Origin of the sequence: Paenibacillus sp. FSL H7-0357, assembly GCF_000758525.1 — a bacterium.
In the GTDB taxonomy this organism is placed as follows: domain Bacteria; phylum Bacillota; class Bacilli; order Paenibacillales; family Paenibacillaceae; genus Paenibacillus_AQ.
Map to the genome: position 1 here is coordinate 5,693,239 of NZ_CP009241.1, position 17,007 is coordinate 5,710,245.

Annotated in this window: 24 protein-coding genes, 1 tRNA gene and 1 pseudogene; 10 read left to right on the forward strand and 16 right to left on the reverse strand. The window is 47.2% G+C overall.

The genetic code is table 11. The features are described 5' to 3' along the window. Positions 1-65 precede the first annotated feature (65 nt). The 6 genes and pseudogenes from H70357_RS36760 to H70357_RS25225 all read right to left on the reverse strand — a co-directional run bounded on the left by H70357_RS36760 (position 66) and on the right by H70357_RS25225 (position 6,014). Entirely contained in the window at positions 66-2,297 is a 2,232-nt protein-coding gene (locus tag H70357_RS36760; protein WP_331281773.1) for an ABC transporter permease, read from the reverse strand. After that, positions 2,280-3,026 (reverse strand): annotated as a pseudogene (locus tag H70357_RS36765) (ABC transporter ATP-binding protein); the annotation flags it as partial. The pseudogene H70357_RS36765 and the gene H70357_RS36760, both read right to left, overlap by 18 nt. Positions 3,027-3,126: 100 nt before the next feature. Then, positions 3,127-4,137 carry a sensor histidine kinase gene (locus H70357_RS25210; RefSeq protein ID WP_038595294.1) on the reverse strand — a complete coding sequence of 337 codons (1,011 nt, stop codon included), beginning with the start codon at positions 4,135-4,137 and terminating at the stop codon, positions 3,127-3,129. Next, positions 4,134-4,796 carry a response regulator transcription factor gene (locus H70357_RS25215; RefSeq protein WP_038595296.1) on the reverse strand — a complete coding sequence of 221 codons (663 nt, stop codon included), beginning with the start codon at positions 4,794-4,796 and terminating at the stop codon, positions 4,134-4,136. Before H70357_RS25215 ends, H70357_RS25210 begins: the two co-directional genes overlap by 4 nt. 43 nt (positions 4,797-4,839) lie before the next feature. After that, positions 4,840-5,604, reverse strand: a complete 765-nt coding sequence (locus H70357_RS25220; RefSeq protein ID WP_038595297.1) for a hypothetical protein — start codon at positions 5,602-5,604, stop codon at positions 4,840-4,842. Between the two features lie 197 nt (positions 5,605-5,801). Continuing rightward, entirely contained in the window at positions 5,802-6,014 is a 213-nt protein-coding gene (locus H70357_RS25225; protein ID WP_038595298.1) for a helix-turn-helix domain-containing protein, read from the reverse strand. Between the two features lie 137 nt (positions 6,015-6,151). On the opposite strand from H70357_RS25225, the gene H70357_RS25230 reads away from it, so the two are divergent. Next, positions 6,152-6,442: a hypothetical protein gene (locus H70357_RS25230; protein ID WP_038595300.1), complete on the forward strand. Its 291-nt coding sequence runs from the start codon at positions 6,152-6,154 to the stop codon at positions 6,440-6,442. A 90-nt stretch (positions 6,443-6,532) separates the two neighbouring features. On the opposite strand, the gene H70357_RS25235 is transcribed toward H70357_RS25230, so the two are convergent. The 3 genes from H70357_RS25235 to H70357_RS25245 all read right to left on the reverse strand — a co-directional run bounded on the left by H70357_RS25235 (position 6,533) and on the right by H70357_RS25245 (position 7,985). Continuing rightward, positions 6,533-6,618: transfer RNA gene (locus H70357_RS25235), tRNA-Leu, on the reverse strand. A 137-nt stretch (positions 6,619-6,755) separates the two neighbouring features. Further along, positions 6,756-7,235 carry a WGxxGxxG family protein gene (locus H70357_RS36770; RefSeq protein ID WP_052092246.1) on the reverse strand — a complete coding sequence of 160 codons (480 nt, stop codon included), beginning with the start codon at positions 7,233-7,235 and terminating at the stop codon, positions 6,756-6,758. A 69-nt stretch (positions 7,236-7,304) separates the two neighbouring features. Next, complete coding sequence (locus H70357_RS25245) at positions 7,305-7,985, reverse strand: M15 family metallopeptidase (protein WP_038595302.1); 681 nt, start codon at positions 7,983-7,985, stop codon at positions 7,305-7,307. Positions 7,986-8,114: 129 nt separating this feature from the next. On the opposite strand from H70357_RS25245, the gene H70357_RS36390 reads away from it, so the two are divergent. The 5 genes from H70357_RS36390 (at position 8,115) to H70357_RS25260 (ending at position 10,248) form a co-directional block, all read left to right on the forward strand. Next, positions 8,115-8,276, forward strand: coding sequence for a hypothetical protein (locus H70357_RS36390; RefSeq protein WP_197073616.1), 162 nt, complete (start codon positions 8,115-8,117; stop codon positions 8,274-8,276). Positions 8,277-8,449: 173 nt separating this feature from the next. Beyond that, positions 8,450-8,959, forward strand: coding sequence for an ATP-binding cassette domain-containing protein (locus H70357_RS35460; RefSeq protein WP_197073617.1), 510 nt, complete (start codon positions 8,450-8,452; stop codon positions 8,957-8,959). After that, positions 8,932-9,339 (forward strand): hypothetical protein, encoded by a 408-nt coding sequence (locus H70357_RS35465; RefSeq protein WP_052092248.1) that lies wholly within the window; start codon positions 8,932-8,934, stop codon positions 9,337-9,339. The genes H70357_RS35460 and H70357_RS35465 overlap by 28 nt, the downstream gene beginning before the upstream one ends. Then, positions 9,336-9,803, forward strand: a complete 468-nt coding sequence (locus H70357_RS25255; RefSeq protein WP_038595303.1) for a hypothetical protein — start codon at positions 9,336-9,338, stop codon at positions 9,801-9,803. The genes H70357_RS35465 and H70357_RS25255 overlap by 4 nt, the downstream gene beginning before the upstream one ends. 76 nt (positions 9,804-9,879) lie before the next feature. After that, the gene (locus H70357_RS25260; protein WP_038595305.1) at positions 9,880-10,248 is read left to right on the forward strand and encodes a hypothetical protein; all 369 of its coding nucleotides are present in this window, start codon (positions 9,880-9,882) and stop codon (positions 10,246-10,248) included. A 71-nt stretch (positions 10,249-10,319) separates the two neighbouring features. Here H70357_RS25260 and H70357_RS25265 read toward each other — a convergent pair whose 3' ends face one another. Both H70357_RS25265 and H70357_RS25270 read right to left on the reverse strand, forming a co-directional pair. After that, complete coding sequence (locus H70357_RS25265; protein ID WP_038595306.1) at positions 10,320-10,661, reverse strand: YolD-like family protein; 342 nt, start codon at positions 10,659-10,661, stop codon at positions 10,320-10,322. A gap of 283 nt (positions 10,662-10,944) precedes the next feature. Continuing rightward, positions 10,945-11,589 carry a hypothetical protein gene (locus H70357_RS25270; RefSeq protein ID WP_038595307.1) on the reverse strand — a complete coding sequence of 215 codons (645 nt, stop codon included), beginning with the start codon at positions 11,587-11,589 and terminating at the stop codon, positions 10,945-10,947. A 191-nt stretch (positions 11,590-11,780) separates the two neighbouring features. On the opposite strand from H70357_RS25270, the gene H70357_RS25275 reads away from it, so the two are divergent. Then, positions 11,781-12,281, forward strand: coding sequence for a PH domain-containing protein (locus H70357_RS25275; protein ID WP_038595308.1), 501 nt, complete (start codon positions 11,781-11,783; stop codon positions 12,279-12,281). Positions 12,282-12,298: 17 nt separating this feature from the next. On the opposite strand, the gene H70357_RS25280 is transcribed toward H70357_RS25275, so the two are convergent. Both H70357_RS25280 and H70357_RS25290 read right to left on the reverse strand, forming a co-directional pair. Continuing rightward, complete coding sequence (locus H70357_RS25280; RefSeq protein WP_038595309.1) at positions 12,299-13,774, reverse strand: glycosyl hydrolase; 1,476 nt, start codon at positions 13,772-13,774, stop codon at positions 12,299-12,301. A 532-nt stretch (positions 13,775-14,306) separates the two neighbouring features. Further along, positions 14,307-14,723, reverse strand: coding sequence for a cytidine deaminase (locus H70357_RS25290; RefSeq protein ID WP_038595311.1), 417 nt, complete (start codon positions 14,721-14,723; stop codon positions 14,307-14,309). Between the two features lie 211 nt (positions 14,724-14,934). Here H70357_RS25290 and H70357_RS25295 point away from each other — a divergent pair, with 211 nt between their 5' ends. Further along, on the forward strand, positions 14,935-15,372 hold the full coding sequence (locus tag H70357_RS25295) for a NucA/NucB deoxyribonuclease domain-containing protein (RefSeq protein ID WP_038595312.1): 438 nt from the start codon (positions 14,935-14,937) through the stop codon (positions 15,370-15,372). Between the two features lie 69 nt (positions 15,373-15,441). Here the strand turns inward: H70357_RS25295 and H70357_RS25300 are convergent, their stop codons facing one another. Together H70357_RS25300 and H70357_RS25305 are read right to left on the reverse strand one after the other, a co-directional pair. Then, positions 15,442-15,705: a hypothetical protein gene (locus tag H70357_RS25300; RefSeq protein ID WP_038595313.1), complete on the reverse strand. Its 264-nt coding sequence runs from the start codon at positions 15,703-15,705 to the stop codon at positions 15,442-15,444. After that, positions 15,695-15,907, reverse strand: coding sequence for a hypothetical protein (locus tag H70357_RS25305; RefSeq protein WP_038595314.1), 213 nt, complete (start codon positions 15,905-15,907; stop codon positions 15,695-15,697). Before H70357_RS25305 ends, H70357_RS25300 begins: the two co-directional genes overlap by 11 nt. 172 nt (positions 15,908-16,079) lie before the next feature. On the opposite strand from H70357_RS25305, the gene H70357_RS36055 reads away from it, so the two are divergent. Continuing rightward, positions 16,080-16,217, forward strand: coding sequence for a hypothetical protein (locus H70357_RS36055; protein WP_156130945.1), 138 nt, complete (start codon positions 16,080-16,082; stop codon positions 16,215-16,217). A gap of 47 nt (positions 16,218-16,264) precedes the next feature. Here H70357_RS36055 and H70357_RS37230 read toward each other — a convergent pair whose 3' ends face one another. Beyond that, positions 16,265-16,423, reverse strand: a complete 159-nt coding sequence (locus H70357_RS37230; protein WP_379143734.1) for a YjcZ family sporulation protein — start codon at positions 16,421-16,423, stop codon at positions 16,265-16,267. A gap of 305 nt (positions 16,424-16,728) precedes the next feature. Between H70357_RS37230 and H70357_RS35470 the strand changes: the two genes are divergently transcribed. Next, on the forward strand, positions 16,729-16,905 hold the full coding sequence (locus H70357_RS35470; protein WP_076109072.1) for a YjfB family protein: 177 nt from the start codon (positions 16,729-16,731) through the stop codon (positions 16,903-16,905). Positions 16,906-17,007 lie beyond the last annotated feature (102 nt).

The window sequence follows — 17,007 nt, forward strand, 5'->3', positions numbered from 1 at the left end:
AGTTAACAAACCGCTGCTTCGGATGAACAATAACTCGACTAGGAAAGCATAGCAACCATTAATCATTATGCGATATTGCGTTTAAACAATATCCACGTACTTATAAAATAGCAACCCAATAGCACTATAACGGCAGACAGCGCTGCAAAACTGCTCGTCAATACACTCTGTATTCCGATATAAGCGGACAGTTCTGCGTAAAAGCTGTCAATCATGAAGAATATTAAAAGGATGTTAATAATAAAGGCCATCAGAACGGGTGTACCGAACCAGATCCCCATTTGCTTCAAAATAATACGGTTTAATTGTCGCTCGGATATTCCCATATTTCTTAAGATGCTGAACCTGTATTTAAAATCTGAAGAGTCTGAAAGCTGCTGCAAAGACAAAACAGTGAAGCAGATAATCAGCAGTACTACGCCTGTATAGTTCAGCATTGCCTTTGTTGTGAATCCTCCTGCCGTACTGTCATTGATCTGCAGAGTGCTTAGCCTGATCTCACTTGAATTTCCTGTTGTAGTATCAGCAGTACGAACAGTTTGATCAAAGAGTGTTCTCAATTGTTCTGCATCCTTATAGGGCAGCGGATCTGCAGTATTAATGAAGAGCAATTGATTAGCAGGCATAAGCTCCGCACAGACTTTATCCGGAAACACATATAATGCCTCAGTGTAGGTGTTATACAAATACGGTCCCAGATCATCCTGATAAAAAGGCGTTGAGGATATGACAAGGTCCGCCGTCTCTGCACGGAGCTGCCGATGCTCGTTCAAGAATCCGTTGATCACTTTTGGATCTGCTAACGCATTCCACTGAGTCGTAAATTCCTCTTCGCTCAGCCGGATAGGCTCCAGATTATTCAAGCTTCGCAGAAAGTTATAGTCGGATAGCGAGAGTGCCAACACGGGGAACTGATATTTATTTCTCTTATTGAAATTCTCACGGTTAACGAAATAGCTGGTGAATTCAAGGATCCCGGCAACCTGGACATTCCTGTGCTTTAAGAATTCGGCCACAAAGCCATAGTCGGCCTGAGCTATGTTCTTCTCGTATCGGATATTGTTGTACTGGCTGAACACTTGGACGTCATACTTGCTTTTTTTCTCCAAATGACCGCTCATCCACCCCGTCATGACCGGCTCCAAGGCAAACAGAAATAGAGACAGCGCCAGTATAAGACAAATGATGGACATGGTTTTGGATGTCGTTTTTAATTTGGCCATTATCTGTCCAAAGAGAAACAGATTCTCACCGTTATATGTAAGTCCGGGGGATTTCTCTTTCAAATAGGCTATCCAGCGGTTCAGGAAGTAGAAGAAGCCGCAAACATTGAGCGCCACGAAAAAAAAAGCGGCTGCAATCTCAACATTTGAACTTACGGTTACATGAGAGCTTCGGGATACCCGAAAAGAAAATACCACGTTAAAAATACCAAGAGTCATCAGAGTTCCCAACAGGCCATTGAAGCCCAACCGCTTGGAAAAGCATCTTCCGAGTCCAAAATATATTACAGACAAGACCATAATTGCCGGAGATATTACGCTGCCGTACAGAGATATTTGGAGGCTTTCGGGCAAGCTGTCCGAATAGAATTTCCGGAAGATATAAATCCCCCGGAACAGCATTAATGCTGCCGTGGCGGCGGCCAGAATGACCCAGACGGACATCCAGGCGCTGCTCTTGTAATCCGTTTCCGTTTTCTTATCAGCATGCAGCATATCAATAATCTTGATTCTCCGAATGGACCTGATGTTCAGGCATCCGATCAGGCCAAATGCCGAACCAAAGAACAATAGAGTGAACAACAGCGTGTCGGTATAAAGAGGAAAGGTAAATTTGAAGGGCTGGTCATAGGTGCTTAGCAGCATAGCCGTAATCAATTGAGAGAGAAAACATCCTATAATGATTCCAAGGCTAACCGCAATTCCCCCCATGGCAAGCGTCTCTACAAAAAAAAGCTTCGCTGTAGTCTTTTGCTCCATGCCCAGAATGGTCTGAATTGCAAATTCTTTTTGCTTCCGCTTAATCATGTAGTCATTTACGTATTTAATCAAAAATAAGAGAATGGCTGTAATCGCCAGTATAGGCAATGTCATATCCCCGCGGACCGAGGAGAAGGTGAATTCTTCTCCCAGTGAGGGATTATAGTAACGGCTTGATAAAGCCATAAATGCATAGAACAGCCCGACACAGAAAATCAGTGTGACCATATAGATCAAATAATCTTTTCTGGAGCGCTTGATATTCCGCAGGATCATTTTAGCGTACATCGAACAGGTCCCCCCGAGCAGAGCCATCACATCCAGTATCTCATTGAAAAACTGCTTCCTGGATTTACTGCCGCGATAGATTTCATTAAATATCCGCCCATCTTTGAGAAAGAGCACTCTCTTGGTATAACTCGCAGAGAAAGCGTCATGGGTTACCATCAGAATTGTGGCATCCAGCTGCTCGTTCATGCTTTGTATGGTATCCAGCAGCATTTGTGATGATCTGCTGTCCAGCGCTCCGGTCGGCTCATCGGCAAGGATAAGCTTGGGATCGTTCACCATCGCCCGCGCACAGGCACAGCGCTGCTGCTGCCCTCCCGATGTTTGATAAGGAAATTTATGCAGAATATCATGGATGCCTAACTGAACGGCGATTTGCCGGACACGCACATCGATTTCATGGGGGGGAGTCTTGTTAATCGTAAGCGCAAGAGCAATGTTCTCACCAATGGTCAAGGTATCCAGCAAATTGAAATGTTGAAATATAAAACCGAGGTTCCTCCGGCGAAAACGCGCGAGCTCGCTTTCCGGTATTTCCGTCAGATCGGTTTCCGAAAGATAAATGTGACCTGCACTAACCGTATCAATTGTAGAGATGCAATTCAGGAGCGTTGTTTTTCCCGATCCGGATGCACCCATAATACCAATGAATTCTCCCTGTTTGACCGCGAAGCTGAGATCATCGATCGCCTTCGTAACGGAAGGGCCATTACCGTAATATTTCTCTACATGCTCGATTTTCAGTAACTCATTCATGTTTTTCACCTCCACTACAGTGTACCTTGAGCAGGTAAAACATTGTATCCGGAATGCTTTCTAAAATCTTTCATCTTTGAAAGATTCGAGTTCCTGTCCGCTACACTTTGGTGAAGCTTCCTTTCGGAAATTCCAAGATAATAGAAGTTCCTTCACCCGGATAAGATTCCGCCTCCAGATGTATTCCCAGCTTATCGCCTAAGCGCTTGCATATATACAAGCCCATCCCCGTTGATTTCTTCCGGATCCTTCCGTTCTCGCCGGTAAAGCCCTTGTCGAAAATCCGGGGTAAATCGCTCTCATTGATGCCTATACCATTGTCTTTTACCGTGAGTGCCAAGCCACTGGAAGCCGGAACGACTTGAAATCGAATTTCCGGAGAGTGCACATTTCGGTACTGTACGGCATTTGTAATCAGCTGCTTCAGAATGAACTCCACCCATTTACGGTCTGTGTAAACAGTATGAGGTGAGGACTCTACGTCAACATGGACATTATTTCTGAGCAAAATCTGTTTATTGTCGGCGATGGCTTGATGAACCATATCGGTAACCGAAACCTCTTTTACCAGAAAATCGCGTTCTGCTTCGTCGCTGCGGGCATAGTACAGGGCCTGCTCGGCATACAGATCGATTTTTTGCAGTTCGGAAAGTACTTTCGATGAGAGTTCCGACTTATTATTGGCACACATAATCTGAATGGCGGCGATCGGTGTTTTCACCTCATGAATCCATTGCTCAATGTAATCCTTGTACTCTTTCCGTTCACGTTTCGTTGCCGATACTTTTTCCAGCATAGATTTGTTGCACGCCTTCAATATTTTGAAATAAGCTAAGCCTTCACCTGTATCCGGAACATCCATAACTTCCGACAACAAATACTTATGTTCAAGTTTCTCCAGAAGAGCAACCGTCCGGCTAATTCTTTTGTTCTTGCCACGGTAATCAAGAAAGCTATACATTACTGCACCTGCAAGCCACACCAGAATAATTAATAGTACCTCTTCAAACTGAATATTGAGCGTGAGCAGGAGCAAGGTTAAAGTCAGCATGCCAAAGACATTCAGTACACCCACTAACAGCTGATCCTTAAGATATTGGCTTTTCTTCATACTTTGTATCCTTGCCCATATTTAGTCTGAATCAAGTTATCGATGCCAATCTGGCTGAGCTTGCTGCGGAGCCTTGTGACATGAACACTTAAAGCATTGTCATCAATATACAATTGATTGTCCCATAAATATTCCACCAGATCTGCTCTGGAGACCATTTGTCCCTGATGCTTGAACAGATAAGCTAGTATCTTGCTTTCATTTTTCGTCAACTCCACACTCTCGCCATGATAGTGGACTTTACCTGTGTCCGAATAGAAGTAGACATCCCTGCAGGACAGATAATCTTTATTCTCGTTCGGGAACGCACGTCTGAGTAATGCCGTAATACGGGCAAGCAAAATAGAAGCATTATAAGGCTTGGTAATAAAATCATCTCCGCCTCTCATAATGCCGTTTAATTCATCCATATCTGTATTCCGGCTCGTTACAAAAATAATCGGAATGCCCGATTCCTCGCGTATTAGTGAGCAAAGCTTAAAACCGTCAATACCAGGTAAGTTGATATCCAACAGAATCAGATTCGGATTCTCCAACGCGACTTCTTCAAGGATATTGGAGAAATGGACCGGTGCGCATACCGAGTAACCGTTAAACGACACCAGTATTGATAATTCTTCACGAATGGTCTCATCATCTTCCACAATCATAATCTTCATTGCTAACCACCTCTTCATGCAGAATTCCCAGGTGCCTCCGGACTCATAGCGGGTGGCTTGCAGCCGATCCATTGATGACAATGCAATACTGAATGTTACCGGGATAAAAATCGCGAAGAAAGGCATCTTCTTTCCCGCTCAGCATCGTAAAGGGCGATCCCTCATGGTCCAGTTTTACAACCGTCGCTCCGTCAGGAAATATTCCTTCAAACAACGCTTGCAGCGGCACGGGATAACTGATTTTTTTGATTTTAAAACGGTTTCCGGACTCAAGCAGTTCGTCGCAATCATTATAAATACAGCAAATTCTAACGACGGAATTTCGGACTGGGGATACATCAGAATCATTCAAGCGGTTCGCAAACGGTTCAATAATGTTAAATGGACTTCCGACATGAGAATTTCCGAATTGGCCAAAGTAATTATACCGGCTGTCGTTGGCCCTTATCTCCTCGGCAGTCCGTGTAAACATATAATTCTCCCGTATTTCGCGCGATTTTGTAACGCTCATCCCGCGCTTGATTCTTGTAAACATATCACTGCTCACTTTTAAAAAATCAGAAAAATGAACTCCTAAATACCCGGCATACTGTCCCCGGCAAGTCCTCAGGCTAGACATGAAAGCAAGCCATATTCCGGTAATATCACTCTCGGTACTAATATGCTCTTCTCTATATATTGACTGAAGTTGAACCACACAATCAATTACATTTTTAATATCTTCTGGTGGATTTCCGCATTCACGGATCAAGCCCGCAATATAATCGAGAGATTTTCGAACTCCGCTGATGGAGTCGATGCCGATCACTTTGATCTTCCGCTCGGAGCAGCACTTGGCACAGCAATATTCCCCGGTGCAGGAACAGCCGTTGGTTATTTATTTGACGCTTACGTTTGGCACGACTTCAAATGCAGTTTCTTGAATTTATCAATATAAGATCTATTTGAAGAACATTTATCTGACAAAAATAAAAGCACTCTCCCGAGTGCTTCTTCAATAACCATCTATTCTTCTGGCACATACTCAATTAAGTCTGACAGCTTGCATTGAAACATATCACAAAGTTTAAATAGCGTCTCCAGCTTAATAGTCTCCAGGTGGGCTTCTCTGTACAGCTTATTAATTGAATTTCGACTAAGACCTGATTTCTCCATTAATTCGGTGATGTCGTCTATGCGATGTTTAGCCATCAGAACTCTTAAATTGCTTTTCAACAAAATGTTCCCCTCCAACTATTATGTAATGATAATTGCAGACAGCTAATTGACCTTATAGAGTTAAATTTAGCTTTACAATCAACTCCACAAGGTTATATAATGACCTTATAAAGTTAAAAAACTTGGAGGTGTCCTGTTTGTTTGAATCTTTAGAAGCTTTAACTGATCCATTGATTCGCATACGGGTTGAAGCGATGTACCGTGAACTGTTGGACACCGATTCTAACTATAAAGTGCTTTTACTGGAAAGCGATCAGTGCTTTCAGCAACTTTGGAACGCTCTGCCCGAGGAACAGCAGAAAACTGCTTTCCTGTATGAGGACACTCAGTTGTCGCTTCAAGCCATTCTTGAGCGCTCCATCTATTTGCAGGGATTTAAAGATGCTCTTTATCTTTTCAATGAACTACAGATTTCAACACATTCTTAATTCGATTCTTTAATTACATTATCCTTTTTCTAACTTACGTGCAAAGAAAAGGCGCATTCACTTGAATGCGCCTTTCACTGTTGCTATTGATGCCGAGGACGGGGGTCGAACCCGTACGGTACTCACGTACCGCAGGATTTTAAGTCCTGTGCGTCTGCCTGTTCCGCCACCCCGGCATGAAATGTGCGTTGTAACGCGACAAGAAATATAATATCACGTATCCCGCAAACACGCAATCAAAATCCCAAAAATTTTATTTGCAAAAAAACATCCCGGCCGGAGCCGGGACGGGTCAAGTTCAAGCGTACGGATGCTATTGGCGATCACGTTCACCGCTTCTGCTGCGCATACCGGCCAGCCCCAGGAGTCCCAGGAGTCCGAGCCAGCCCCAGTTGGAGCCTCTGCCGTTGGTTGTGGCAGCTGTAGTGGTGCTGGTCGCCCGGTATTTGGTGCCACGCGAGGTATCCGGATATTGTGTCAAGGTGTCGTTTGTTCCTGTACGGATCCTATCGTTCATGATCGAATCGTTCCTGTGTGTCGTTCCTGTAGTCCGGTTCATCAGGGTATTGTCTTCCTGGTTAAGCATAGGGGCTCCGGTTCTGGTCCCCATGTTGCCCATGGTGTTGCCTGTTCTATTCTCTGTTCTGTTCTCTGTCTTCAGTCCGTTCATTCCCGTATCAGGAACGGCCGAGCCCATCCCGGCCGTTCCTGCAGCATTCGCTGCGTTACCGGCTCCAAGCAAACTTATCGATAATACTGTACCGCATGCAAGGCTTGTGATCAGCTTCTTCAAGTTGTTATGCCCCCTTCATGGTTTGTCGCTGATAATTTCCCCACAAGGTGCGGCATCTATTCATACAAGTTATTCCTTAACGAGGTTGACGGTCTTGCTTGCGGCATCATAAGTTACCTTGGCGCCAAGCGCTTCCGCAACTGCCCGCACAGGCGCATACGTTGTCCCGTTCTCTACAAGCCCGGTTGTGAGCTTACGCCCGTTCAGCACGATGGTGATCCCTTGTTCCTCTGCCGGTTCGTTTGCGCTGATCTTAGCCAAAGCCTCTTGCACCTGTTGTTCGGTCGGATGCTTTCCGGCCAGTAGCTGAGCGGTTGTAAGTCCGAAGGTCATCTGCAGATGGGGATAGTCTTTAAAGGAAGTCCAATCGCCGCCCCATTCAAACCCCAGCTGTTTAGCTACCTCAGCCACTTCCTGCCAATCTGGGACCTTATCGCTGTCTCCGTCCCGGTTCATATCCCAGGATACGTTGTTGCCATCCGGCAGCAGCAGCGCAAAATCAATGGCCAATCCGTAATTATGATAACTGCTGCCTCCCCGGGCATTCGTAACAATCGGTCCCTTCTTGGTTCTGCCCTGCGCATAAAGCGCATTCTGCTCTGCAATTGTGCGCATCCCCTGAGTAATGATAATGGGGACACCCTTGGCATAGCTCCGCTGGATCAACTCATCCGCAGCAGCTTGCAGCACGGGATGAAGTTTGCCCAGCGATCCGGCAGATTTACTCTTAACCTGATCCAATGTCAGCATATAATCACCCCCTGGTATAGTAAATGCCTTCTCATGCTGCATTTCTTGTATACCTGTCTTGATCAAGCTCCCGGGTGGATGATTTCCGCAGAAAAAGGCTAAAATAACAATGAAGGGTGGGATAACACAATGGAGATTCACAGCGATAGCTACAAGGTGGCTGCACTTGCCGATCAGGAAGATGCCGTGGAGGTGATCCGCCAGGCCGAAGCGGCAATTGCCCAAATTACAGGCAACAAGGCCGTTACCCTGATCGCTTATGAGAAGACGGAGGCAACCGGCGTAAATTGAAATGAAATACCAGTACAAGCAGTTCATATCATATGTGGAAAATAATAGATTCACATGGTAAAATCCATTTGTGAAACTCTTCACAGGGAGATTATTGCCATGACCTTACAGGGCACTTCCACGAGGAGTGCCTTTTGTATTTTGAAAACTTGAACTGGGTTTGGGGGGCAAATGTGAACATCACTATTCATAATGTAGAACAAGTGTACCGGAATAACAGTCATGCACTGTATCCGGTACATTTGGAATTTCACGAAGGGGTTTACGGTCTGCTGGGACCAAACGGAGCAGGCAAGTCCACCTTGATGAATATTCTGACCATGGCCAAAAAGCCGACAAGCGGAACTGTCTACTGCAACGGTGTGGATATCAACACGATTCAGAACGAGTATAAAAGCAGGATCGGCTATTTGCCGCAAACCTTTGGACTGTTCCCGGCCTTGTCAGGCCGAGAATTCCTGATGTATGTTGCCGCTCTAAAAGGATTATCCAAGAGGCATGCAGCGGGCAGAATACAAGAGCTGTTAAGTGTGCTTAACTTGAATGAGGTCGGTGACCAGCATATCGCCAGCTACTCCGGCGGAATGAGGCAGCGGATCAGCATTGCCCAAGCTTGCTTAACAATCCCAAGTTTCTGCTGCTGGATGAACCCTCGGTGGGACTCGATCCCGACGAACGGGTAAATTTGAAGAATCTCATTACCAAGGCCGCGCAAGACGCAACCGTGATCTACTCCACCCATATTGTGTCCGATATTGAAGCACTGGCAAGAAGCATTATTATCATGAAGCAAGGCAGAATACTGGCGGCTGGAGCCGTGAACCAATTAACAGAACCTGTAGAAGGCCTGGTATGGAAGATGAACGTGGATTACAGCGGGCTTGCTACCCTTCAAGACAAATACATATGCAGCAGCAGCAATAGATCAAGCGACGGAATTGAGGTCCGTGTCCTTTCGTCAACACCGCCAAGCGCCGGGGCCGAGCCGGTCTATCCCACCCTTGAGGATGTCTACCTCTATCTCATTCACCAGGATAAGATCAAAGGAGAATCACCAGCATGACAAGAACCGCCTCCGCCTTAAATCTCCTGTCTGTATCTCTGGTCCTGGTGAAGGAACGCATACGAAGAGCAAGCTTTCTGTGGACAATCGTAGTGTTTGCGTGCTGTACTTATTATTACTTTCCGGCGAATGATACTACCGGCAGCCTAACCACCGTTATTAAAAACAGTCTCCTTGACGGGCACTACAGAGGGACCTATAACTCCGTATGGATGGGTCTGCTGGTGGTGTTGTTTTTTAACTGTCTGCTGCTATTCGGGGGTATCTTCCTGATCCGAAACTCCATCGGAAGAGATGTTACGCTGCAACTGGAGTTGTACTATACTACCTCTCCCCTAAATGTGCATCAATATGCGGAATCCAAACGTTTGGCAAATTTCCTCTACCTTGCGCTGGTTGCCATGGCCGTTGAAGTCATGGCTCTGATCATGCAGCTCAGCAGGGGGGGAAAGTTATGCGATTGAGCCTCTTTCCTATATTGCGCCTTTTGTACTGCTGATTTTACCCTTTATCTATGTATTATCCAGAGTGACGGTTTGCATGGAGCTACTCCCCCCGCTGCGCAGAAATCTCGGCAATCTGCTGTTGTTTATCCTGTCCTACGCCTATCTCTCCATCGTATTCGCCGGTGCGAACAAAACAGAGATCAATCCGTACTTCGATGTTACCGGTCTGCAGTTTATCGTTAAGAATGTATTCAGCCAGTTCAGGCAGTACTTTGCACTGACCCGTCCAAATGATCCTTCCATTTCCTTGTTCAATTTATTCGTACACGCTCAGTACGCCGGGATACTTTCGCTCATTGTGGGAATTACGTTTGCCGTTGCATCCGCCAGCCTCACCGTTGTTGTTCCCCCTAATCTGTTCAATGTCCTGTACATGTTGATGTGGTATATGGGCATCATTTAAAAGATAGAGGTCTTGATGATGGTCTTCTCCTACAAAAAAATATAATCCGCATGCATTCCGGCAACCGATCATCAAACGATGTATACCTCCAAAATATCGTCCACGTTGACCCATTTCCATTCCTCCGCCCACTGCAGCTTGAATTCGCGCGAGTGGGTGTGAATGGAGGTCACAAAGCCGCTCAGCAGCTTGCGCTCAAAAGGATCAAACAGAACAACCGTCACACGGACATGCGCCCGCAGCGACAGAGCCAGCGTACACTCGATCTCCTCCAGCTTCTGTTCATCCAGAATCGGCTTAATCGTGCGCAACGTTTCCCGTTCATCTCTTATAATCCGGCTCTTATGCTCCGGTAGCATCATCCGGCTGCTCTCCCACAGGCCATTGCCTTTCAGCTTCTTGCCGAGTGTCATTGCCATTCCCCTTCCCGATGTTAATGCATTACTTATACTTTTCATAACACGAACGTATGTTTGTATTATATCCGCAGTTCCGCTTATTAATCAACCAGAAATAAATGACAGAGGGAAGTGCCTGTTTTCCACAAAATAGGTGTATAATTCTATATATCGTAAATGAAAAAATCGGCTGCTCCATTCCCAATAACGAATAAAAAGGCGCACACAGCCTGCAGCTGTGAAGCGCCTTTTACCATGTTGTGTAAGGACGGACCTCAACATTAATTGTGGGTATTCCTTATTTGCCGCCGGTAACGGTCGATGTCCCGGAATTTGTGCTATTCTCTGTCGTCGGAGCCAGCTTTACGTCCGTACTGCCCACTGCTGTACCAGACTCCGCATCCGCAGTCCCCGCAGCTTCTGTACCGATCTCATCTTCGATCAGCCCTACGGCAGCCCTTGCTTCATTCAGCTTGGAAATGCCATACAGCATCGCCACATCCGCCTGCTGGTTCATTGCATTGAACTCATCGGCCGTAACGTCGGGAGAAACGGCGCTTTTCGAGGCTTGCTCTTTAATGGAGTACGCGCTTTTAAAAGCGATCATTGATTCACTCAGTAGTTTTTGAACCTCTTCAGGCAGGCTTTTGGAAATCTTCACATCCCCCACCTCATCGGCAATTTCCGATGTCGCATCCTGGAATTGATCAACCGCTTTCTCCAGCTCCTTGTCCGAGGCTTTTCCTGTCGAATAAGAGGTTAAAGTAGTGTTGAAATTATCCAGGGAAGACTTGCCCTTTTCATCGAATTTTGACATCTTATCGTAGAAGTTTTGTACGGTCTCCTGCGCTTCTTCCTCTGAAGCAGGGGCTGAACTATTATTGCTGCAGGCGCTGAGGATAACCACCACCATAAGTAATCCTGTCAGTAAAGCTTTTCTCATTTTTGAATCCCTCCACTTAACAGAATAATGGCGGCTTTTGCAAAGTGCAAATGAAAATATTGTAAAATGACCCCGAATGAAACATTTTCCTAAAATTAAGCGTATTCATGGGTAAAAGATCTCCGGCCGTGACCGGAAATCTAATGGTATACTATAATCATTTCATCCAGAATAAGAGAGGAAGATCCCTTATGGCTTATTGCACAGCCTGTGGCGCGGAAAACAAGCAGAGTGCCAAATTTTGCGGAAAATGCGGAGCGCCTGTCGATGGAACGGTTCCAGCGGCACCGCACCAAACGTCAGCTAAAGGAATGTCCGGCTCCGGCTCAGGTCCGGAAGTCGAGCTGTGGGAGGGCAAACCCGCCGGCATTTCCGACCGCCTCAAAGGCCTCATAGGCCTTAACACAACTACCTACACGATCACCAGTCAGCGGATTATGGTCAAGACCGGACTTATCGGCAAGGATCTCGAAGAAGTTGAACTGCTGCGGGTAAATGATTTCTCGGTAGCCCAGTCCATTCCGGACCGTCTGCTTGGAATCGGAACGCTTACTGTGTTCTCCGATGACCCTTCATCACCACAGCTTTTGTTCCGGAAAATCCGCAAGGTGCAGTCTGTGAAGGATGTGCTGCGAGGCGCTGTCCGCAACGAAAAAATTGCCAACAACATCAGCTACCGCGAGCAAATCTAAGTTGTTGCGGCAGCCCGTTACGGAAGATACAACGCTCCGGCCGGAATAACACCTTTAGGCTGGCTGGAGCTTTCCCACATTAACACCGCCTTCGCATCGCCCTGGTTCTCATAATACTCCACCTTCAGCTCATGCAGCTTGCTGGCAATCAGGCCGATGCTGCCCTTGCGCTCCTGTCCGCTTTGCTTCATCCAGCTGTCAATCACCAGCACTCCGTCAATCCACACCCGGATGCCGTCGTCCGAGGAAGTGTAAATCGTATAGCCCTCGCTGTAACCCGCCTTCAGCCTGCCGCTCCAGCGCACTGAGAATAAATTGGCCGGAACCGCCGGATCGGGAGCACCCTGCTTCCAGATGAAATTAATATTGGCATCGGTGCGGACCAGCGCCGGAGTGCCGCTAAGTGACGCATTATTGTAATACTCTCCCCGAAGTCCTGGCAACGAAGTTGCCGGAGGCGCCGAGACTGGTTCCGCAGCCTTGACCGTATACTCTGACCGCGTGAGTACAAAGCTGTCCTTCATAAAAGACTTAATAACCACATCGCTGTTATTCTCGTACAGCAATTTGCCCCAGGTCATCTGGTACGACCATTTATTCTGCGAACCTGCCAGCAGGGCCGGGGACGGCAGCTGCCCGTTCTCCCCAATGGCTATCAGCTTGCCCCGCCCCAGATCCCAAAGGGTGTCGTGGTGACTCTTTTTGAAATCACCCTCATAAATATCCAGCGCCAGCACATCCACTCTTCCCGCACCGGGATAATAACCCGCAGGCTCGTCACACCACTGATTTTTGGCATTCGGGCTCCACACCCAGAGCAGATTATGCAGCTTATTATAAACCGTATACCGTTCGAACATAAGGTTCCAAAGCTCGGTAAAGCGGCGTTTTTGCCCCCACCAGAACCATCCGCCGTTCATTTCATGGTACGGTCTCCACAACACAGGCACACCGGCATCCCTCAGTTTTTTTAAAGAAAGGGCCGTCTTGTCCAGATCCTTCATTAACGCATTGTATTGAGCGGTGCCGGGAGTGAGGTATTTGGCAAAATCACCTTCGCTAAGACTCATAGAGACATTGGACCAGGCCGGAGCCGTACCCGGTAAATGGGCATGGTAGCTCATCGTCACAATTCCGCCCGCCTTATGCCAGCGCACTGCACTGTCCACCACCGCCTGACGCTGGCTCTCTATAACTGTCTCTGTCTGATTGTTAATCGCACCCAGCTCATAGCCGTGGAGCGCGGCATATTGTCCGCAGGTATTCTTCAGCTTGTTGCTGAATTCATCCGGACTCTCCAGATAATCATGCTGCCCGCTGAGGATTGCTGTGCCTTGCAGCGAATATAACGTATTCAGCACCTTCAAGGCCGGAAGAGCCAGTTCGGTGTCCGCCGGAGTTCTAAGCAGACTGCTGAATGCTGCCTGCCACTGGGCGTCATTCACCAGCCTTGAAGCCGAATCGAGCATATCCCGGAGTATACGCTGTTCCATCCTTGTTCACCCTCCCTTGGTTTTATACCATGTTATGACAAGGTTTGGGACAAAGTGGCGGCGGATGGACAACAAACGGACAAAATTATCGGTTCCCACAAAGAAACGGCTCCGCTCTCCGTTTCCAGGGACGGAGCCATTTATGCGGAAAGATCAGGACGAAATAAAGTATGATACTTTATTAGGAGTTCCGCCAATTGACGCGGCAGCAGTCAGATTGGTGTACTGCCTCTCATGTAGCCATACATGTGGTGCAGTCAAATGCACTTTTACCTCACATTTCACCAAATTGACCACATACAGCGGATTCAATTGCATATTTACCTCTCATTGCACCATATAGCCCGCATGCGGCGAATTCAAATGCACTTTTACTTCTCATTTCACCATATAGCCGCATGCTGCATCTGCTAGCAAAAAAAGAGCCCGAAGGCTCTTGGTTTTTGTCTCCAACCTGGGTTAATATCCCCATTGCATGGCCTGCCGATCTCATCGACTCTAGACGTATGTATAATGCCGGGACGGCTGCCTCCTACCTTGCATACCGCAAAGGCAGCAAATCAATAATATCGACCTTGGTCAGATTGTCATCCTCGATTAGAATGACCTTGCAATCCTTGCCATAGTCAGCGATCAGCTCCCGGCACATGCCGCAAGGTGAGACAACCTTGATCTCTCTGTCCTCGCTGTCCGGGTCCGGGTGCCTCACCGCAACGATGGTATCGAACTCCTTGTACCCCTCGGAAATTGCCTTGCCGATCACCATCGCTTCCGCGCACACAGTAACACGGGAGAGGCTGGCCTCGAGGTGAACCGCCGTGAAGATCTCTCCCGTCTTGGTGCGCAGGGCCGCACTGACATGATGCCGCTCCCACTCATACCGTTTCTTGATAATCTCCACCGCAGAGGCGATAAGCGTCTGGTCTTCAATTGAAATCTCTTTTCCCATCTCCCTGTCCCCCCTTTATTTTCCTAACTTAGTATACTAAAGGACACTGAATTTACGCTATACTAATTAAGCCTATGCTTGTGATACTAGTTTTGTACGAACCTGAATCATGAAGCTATGCTCACAAAACTTAAGCCTATGCTTCCGATGCCAGTTTTGTACGAACCGAATCCATGAAGCTATGCTCACAAAACTTTTAGGAGGAGCAGATGTGAAAAAGAAGAAATTCATCCCCAGTCTTATCATCATTGCACTGTTGGTCCTGGCGGCTTACTGGTTTGAAGATATTGGCCAGAACGTCACGACGCCTTCTTCGGAAGACTCCGAGGTGGTCCAGCTCGAATTCCCGGCGGATCGTTACCCGGAGACAGCCGGACATATCCAGGAGGCAATCAGCAGCGGGGAATCGGCGATCTGCACCATCAACCGTGGGGAAGCCGAAGCGAACCGCAAGGAATCCTTAAAAGGGGTGCCGACCAAAAAAGGCTACGACCGTGATGAATGGCCGATGGCCATGTGTGACGAAGGCGGCGCCGGAGCCGACATTGAATACATAACGCCAAGCGATAACCGCGGGGCAGGAAGCTGGGTAGGCAATCAGCTGGAGGATTTTGCCGATGGAACAAAGGTAGAATTCATGTTCAAATAACAAAGAAACGGATACCGTCCTCCCGGAAGGTATCCGTTTCTTTGTGTACATAGCGCTACGCAGATTCCCTCAGTCCTTCCAGTGGCCGCTGATCGAAGTATGCGCCCCAGGCTCGGGAGTTTCCCAGGCCACCAAAATAACCGCCGATTCTATAGGCTGTGGCAGCTGCCATTGGATATGACCCTCCAGCACCAGCTCGCGAAATCCGGAATAGATTCCCGCCGGTGTCCGCCCGCTGAGCCTTGCAAGCTCAGGCAGTGTAGGCATCCTCCGGAAGTGGTTGCTGAAATGGTACATGATCCTCAACAGCTTGCGCGCTGTATCATCCAGCATAACGGGCCTTTGCCTGACGCCAGGCAAGGATGTTAGCAGTCCGGAATACCCTTGGACCGCCCGTGGTCAGACAGGTGGCCCGGAGCAGCCCGCCTTTAATCCCATGAACCTCAACTCTGCGCTGGGTGATGTTCCCCGACTTGTCCTCATATATGATCTCAATTACCTGCCCGATCAGTTTCTCCAATTCTTTTACACTCATGTAAACCGCCTCCTTTAGAAAGCCCAGGAATATTTGTATGTATTATATGCGAACAAATGTTCTTTATGCAATCTTCCGTGAATTAGGCGTAATATAAAGTGGGATAATATTCCACGCGCGGAGAGCCAAGGTGTTCTATATTTGTTATCGGGGAAAAAGGCTTTACGGGCCCATGTCTGAGGAAGAAGCCTTCAAGGAATGGTTTGCACTTGCAGGCACGGTAAAAGAACTTTATATCATTGAAGTCGACGAAACCACGGGAAGAATCAAACGTCAGATTGGACCCACAGCCCGTAAAAAAAAGAAATAGCCCCATCTGGCATATGCCTGACGGGGCAGCATTCGATTGAGTCTGATTTAGAATATACAGGCTTTTGTAATAATTACCAGAAGAATAAAGAGAACCAGTATGGAGGTTGTCGATGTCCATGGGCTTACTACCGGCATAACTGCCGGAGGACCTTGGTTTACTCCACCAACGTTATTACCGCAACCGCAACCATAATCTACACCCATTATTTAATTCCTCCTTGTGAATATTGAATACAGCACAGAATATGTCAAAGCCTGATTTACCGTATGGGCCAAACGGCAAAGAAATGTCATTCACCTAAAGTATCGGCCCGTCATTGTCGATATACAGTATGTAAATTCAAAGCTGTGAAGCTTCAAAAAACTTAGCGTATGCTTTCGATGTGAGTTTTGTACGAAGAACTTTCAGGAAGCATTGCTCACAAAACTTAGCGGATGCTTCCGAAGCGAGTTTTTGCGATGCAGTATCTAAAGTAGTAAAGCTTCACAAAACTTTTAGGAGGTGCAACATGGACATTGCTGCATTATCAATGGCGATGAGTCAGGCGTCCCTACACCAGGCTGCAGGGCTGCAAGTCATGAATATTGCCACAAAAACGACTGAGATCCAAAGCCAGAATCTGGTCCAAATGCTCCAGCAGAGCCCACACCCCAACTTGGGAAAAACACTTGATATTGTAGTTTGATTGATTTATGCTTACATACATAAGAACATGAGTTCCGGTTATCCTTGAGCCCTTTGGGCTTTTCTTTTGGCCATTAATACGAACATACGATCCTATATCGAG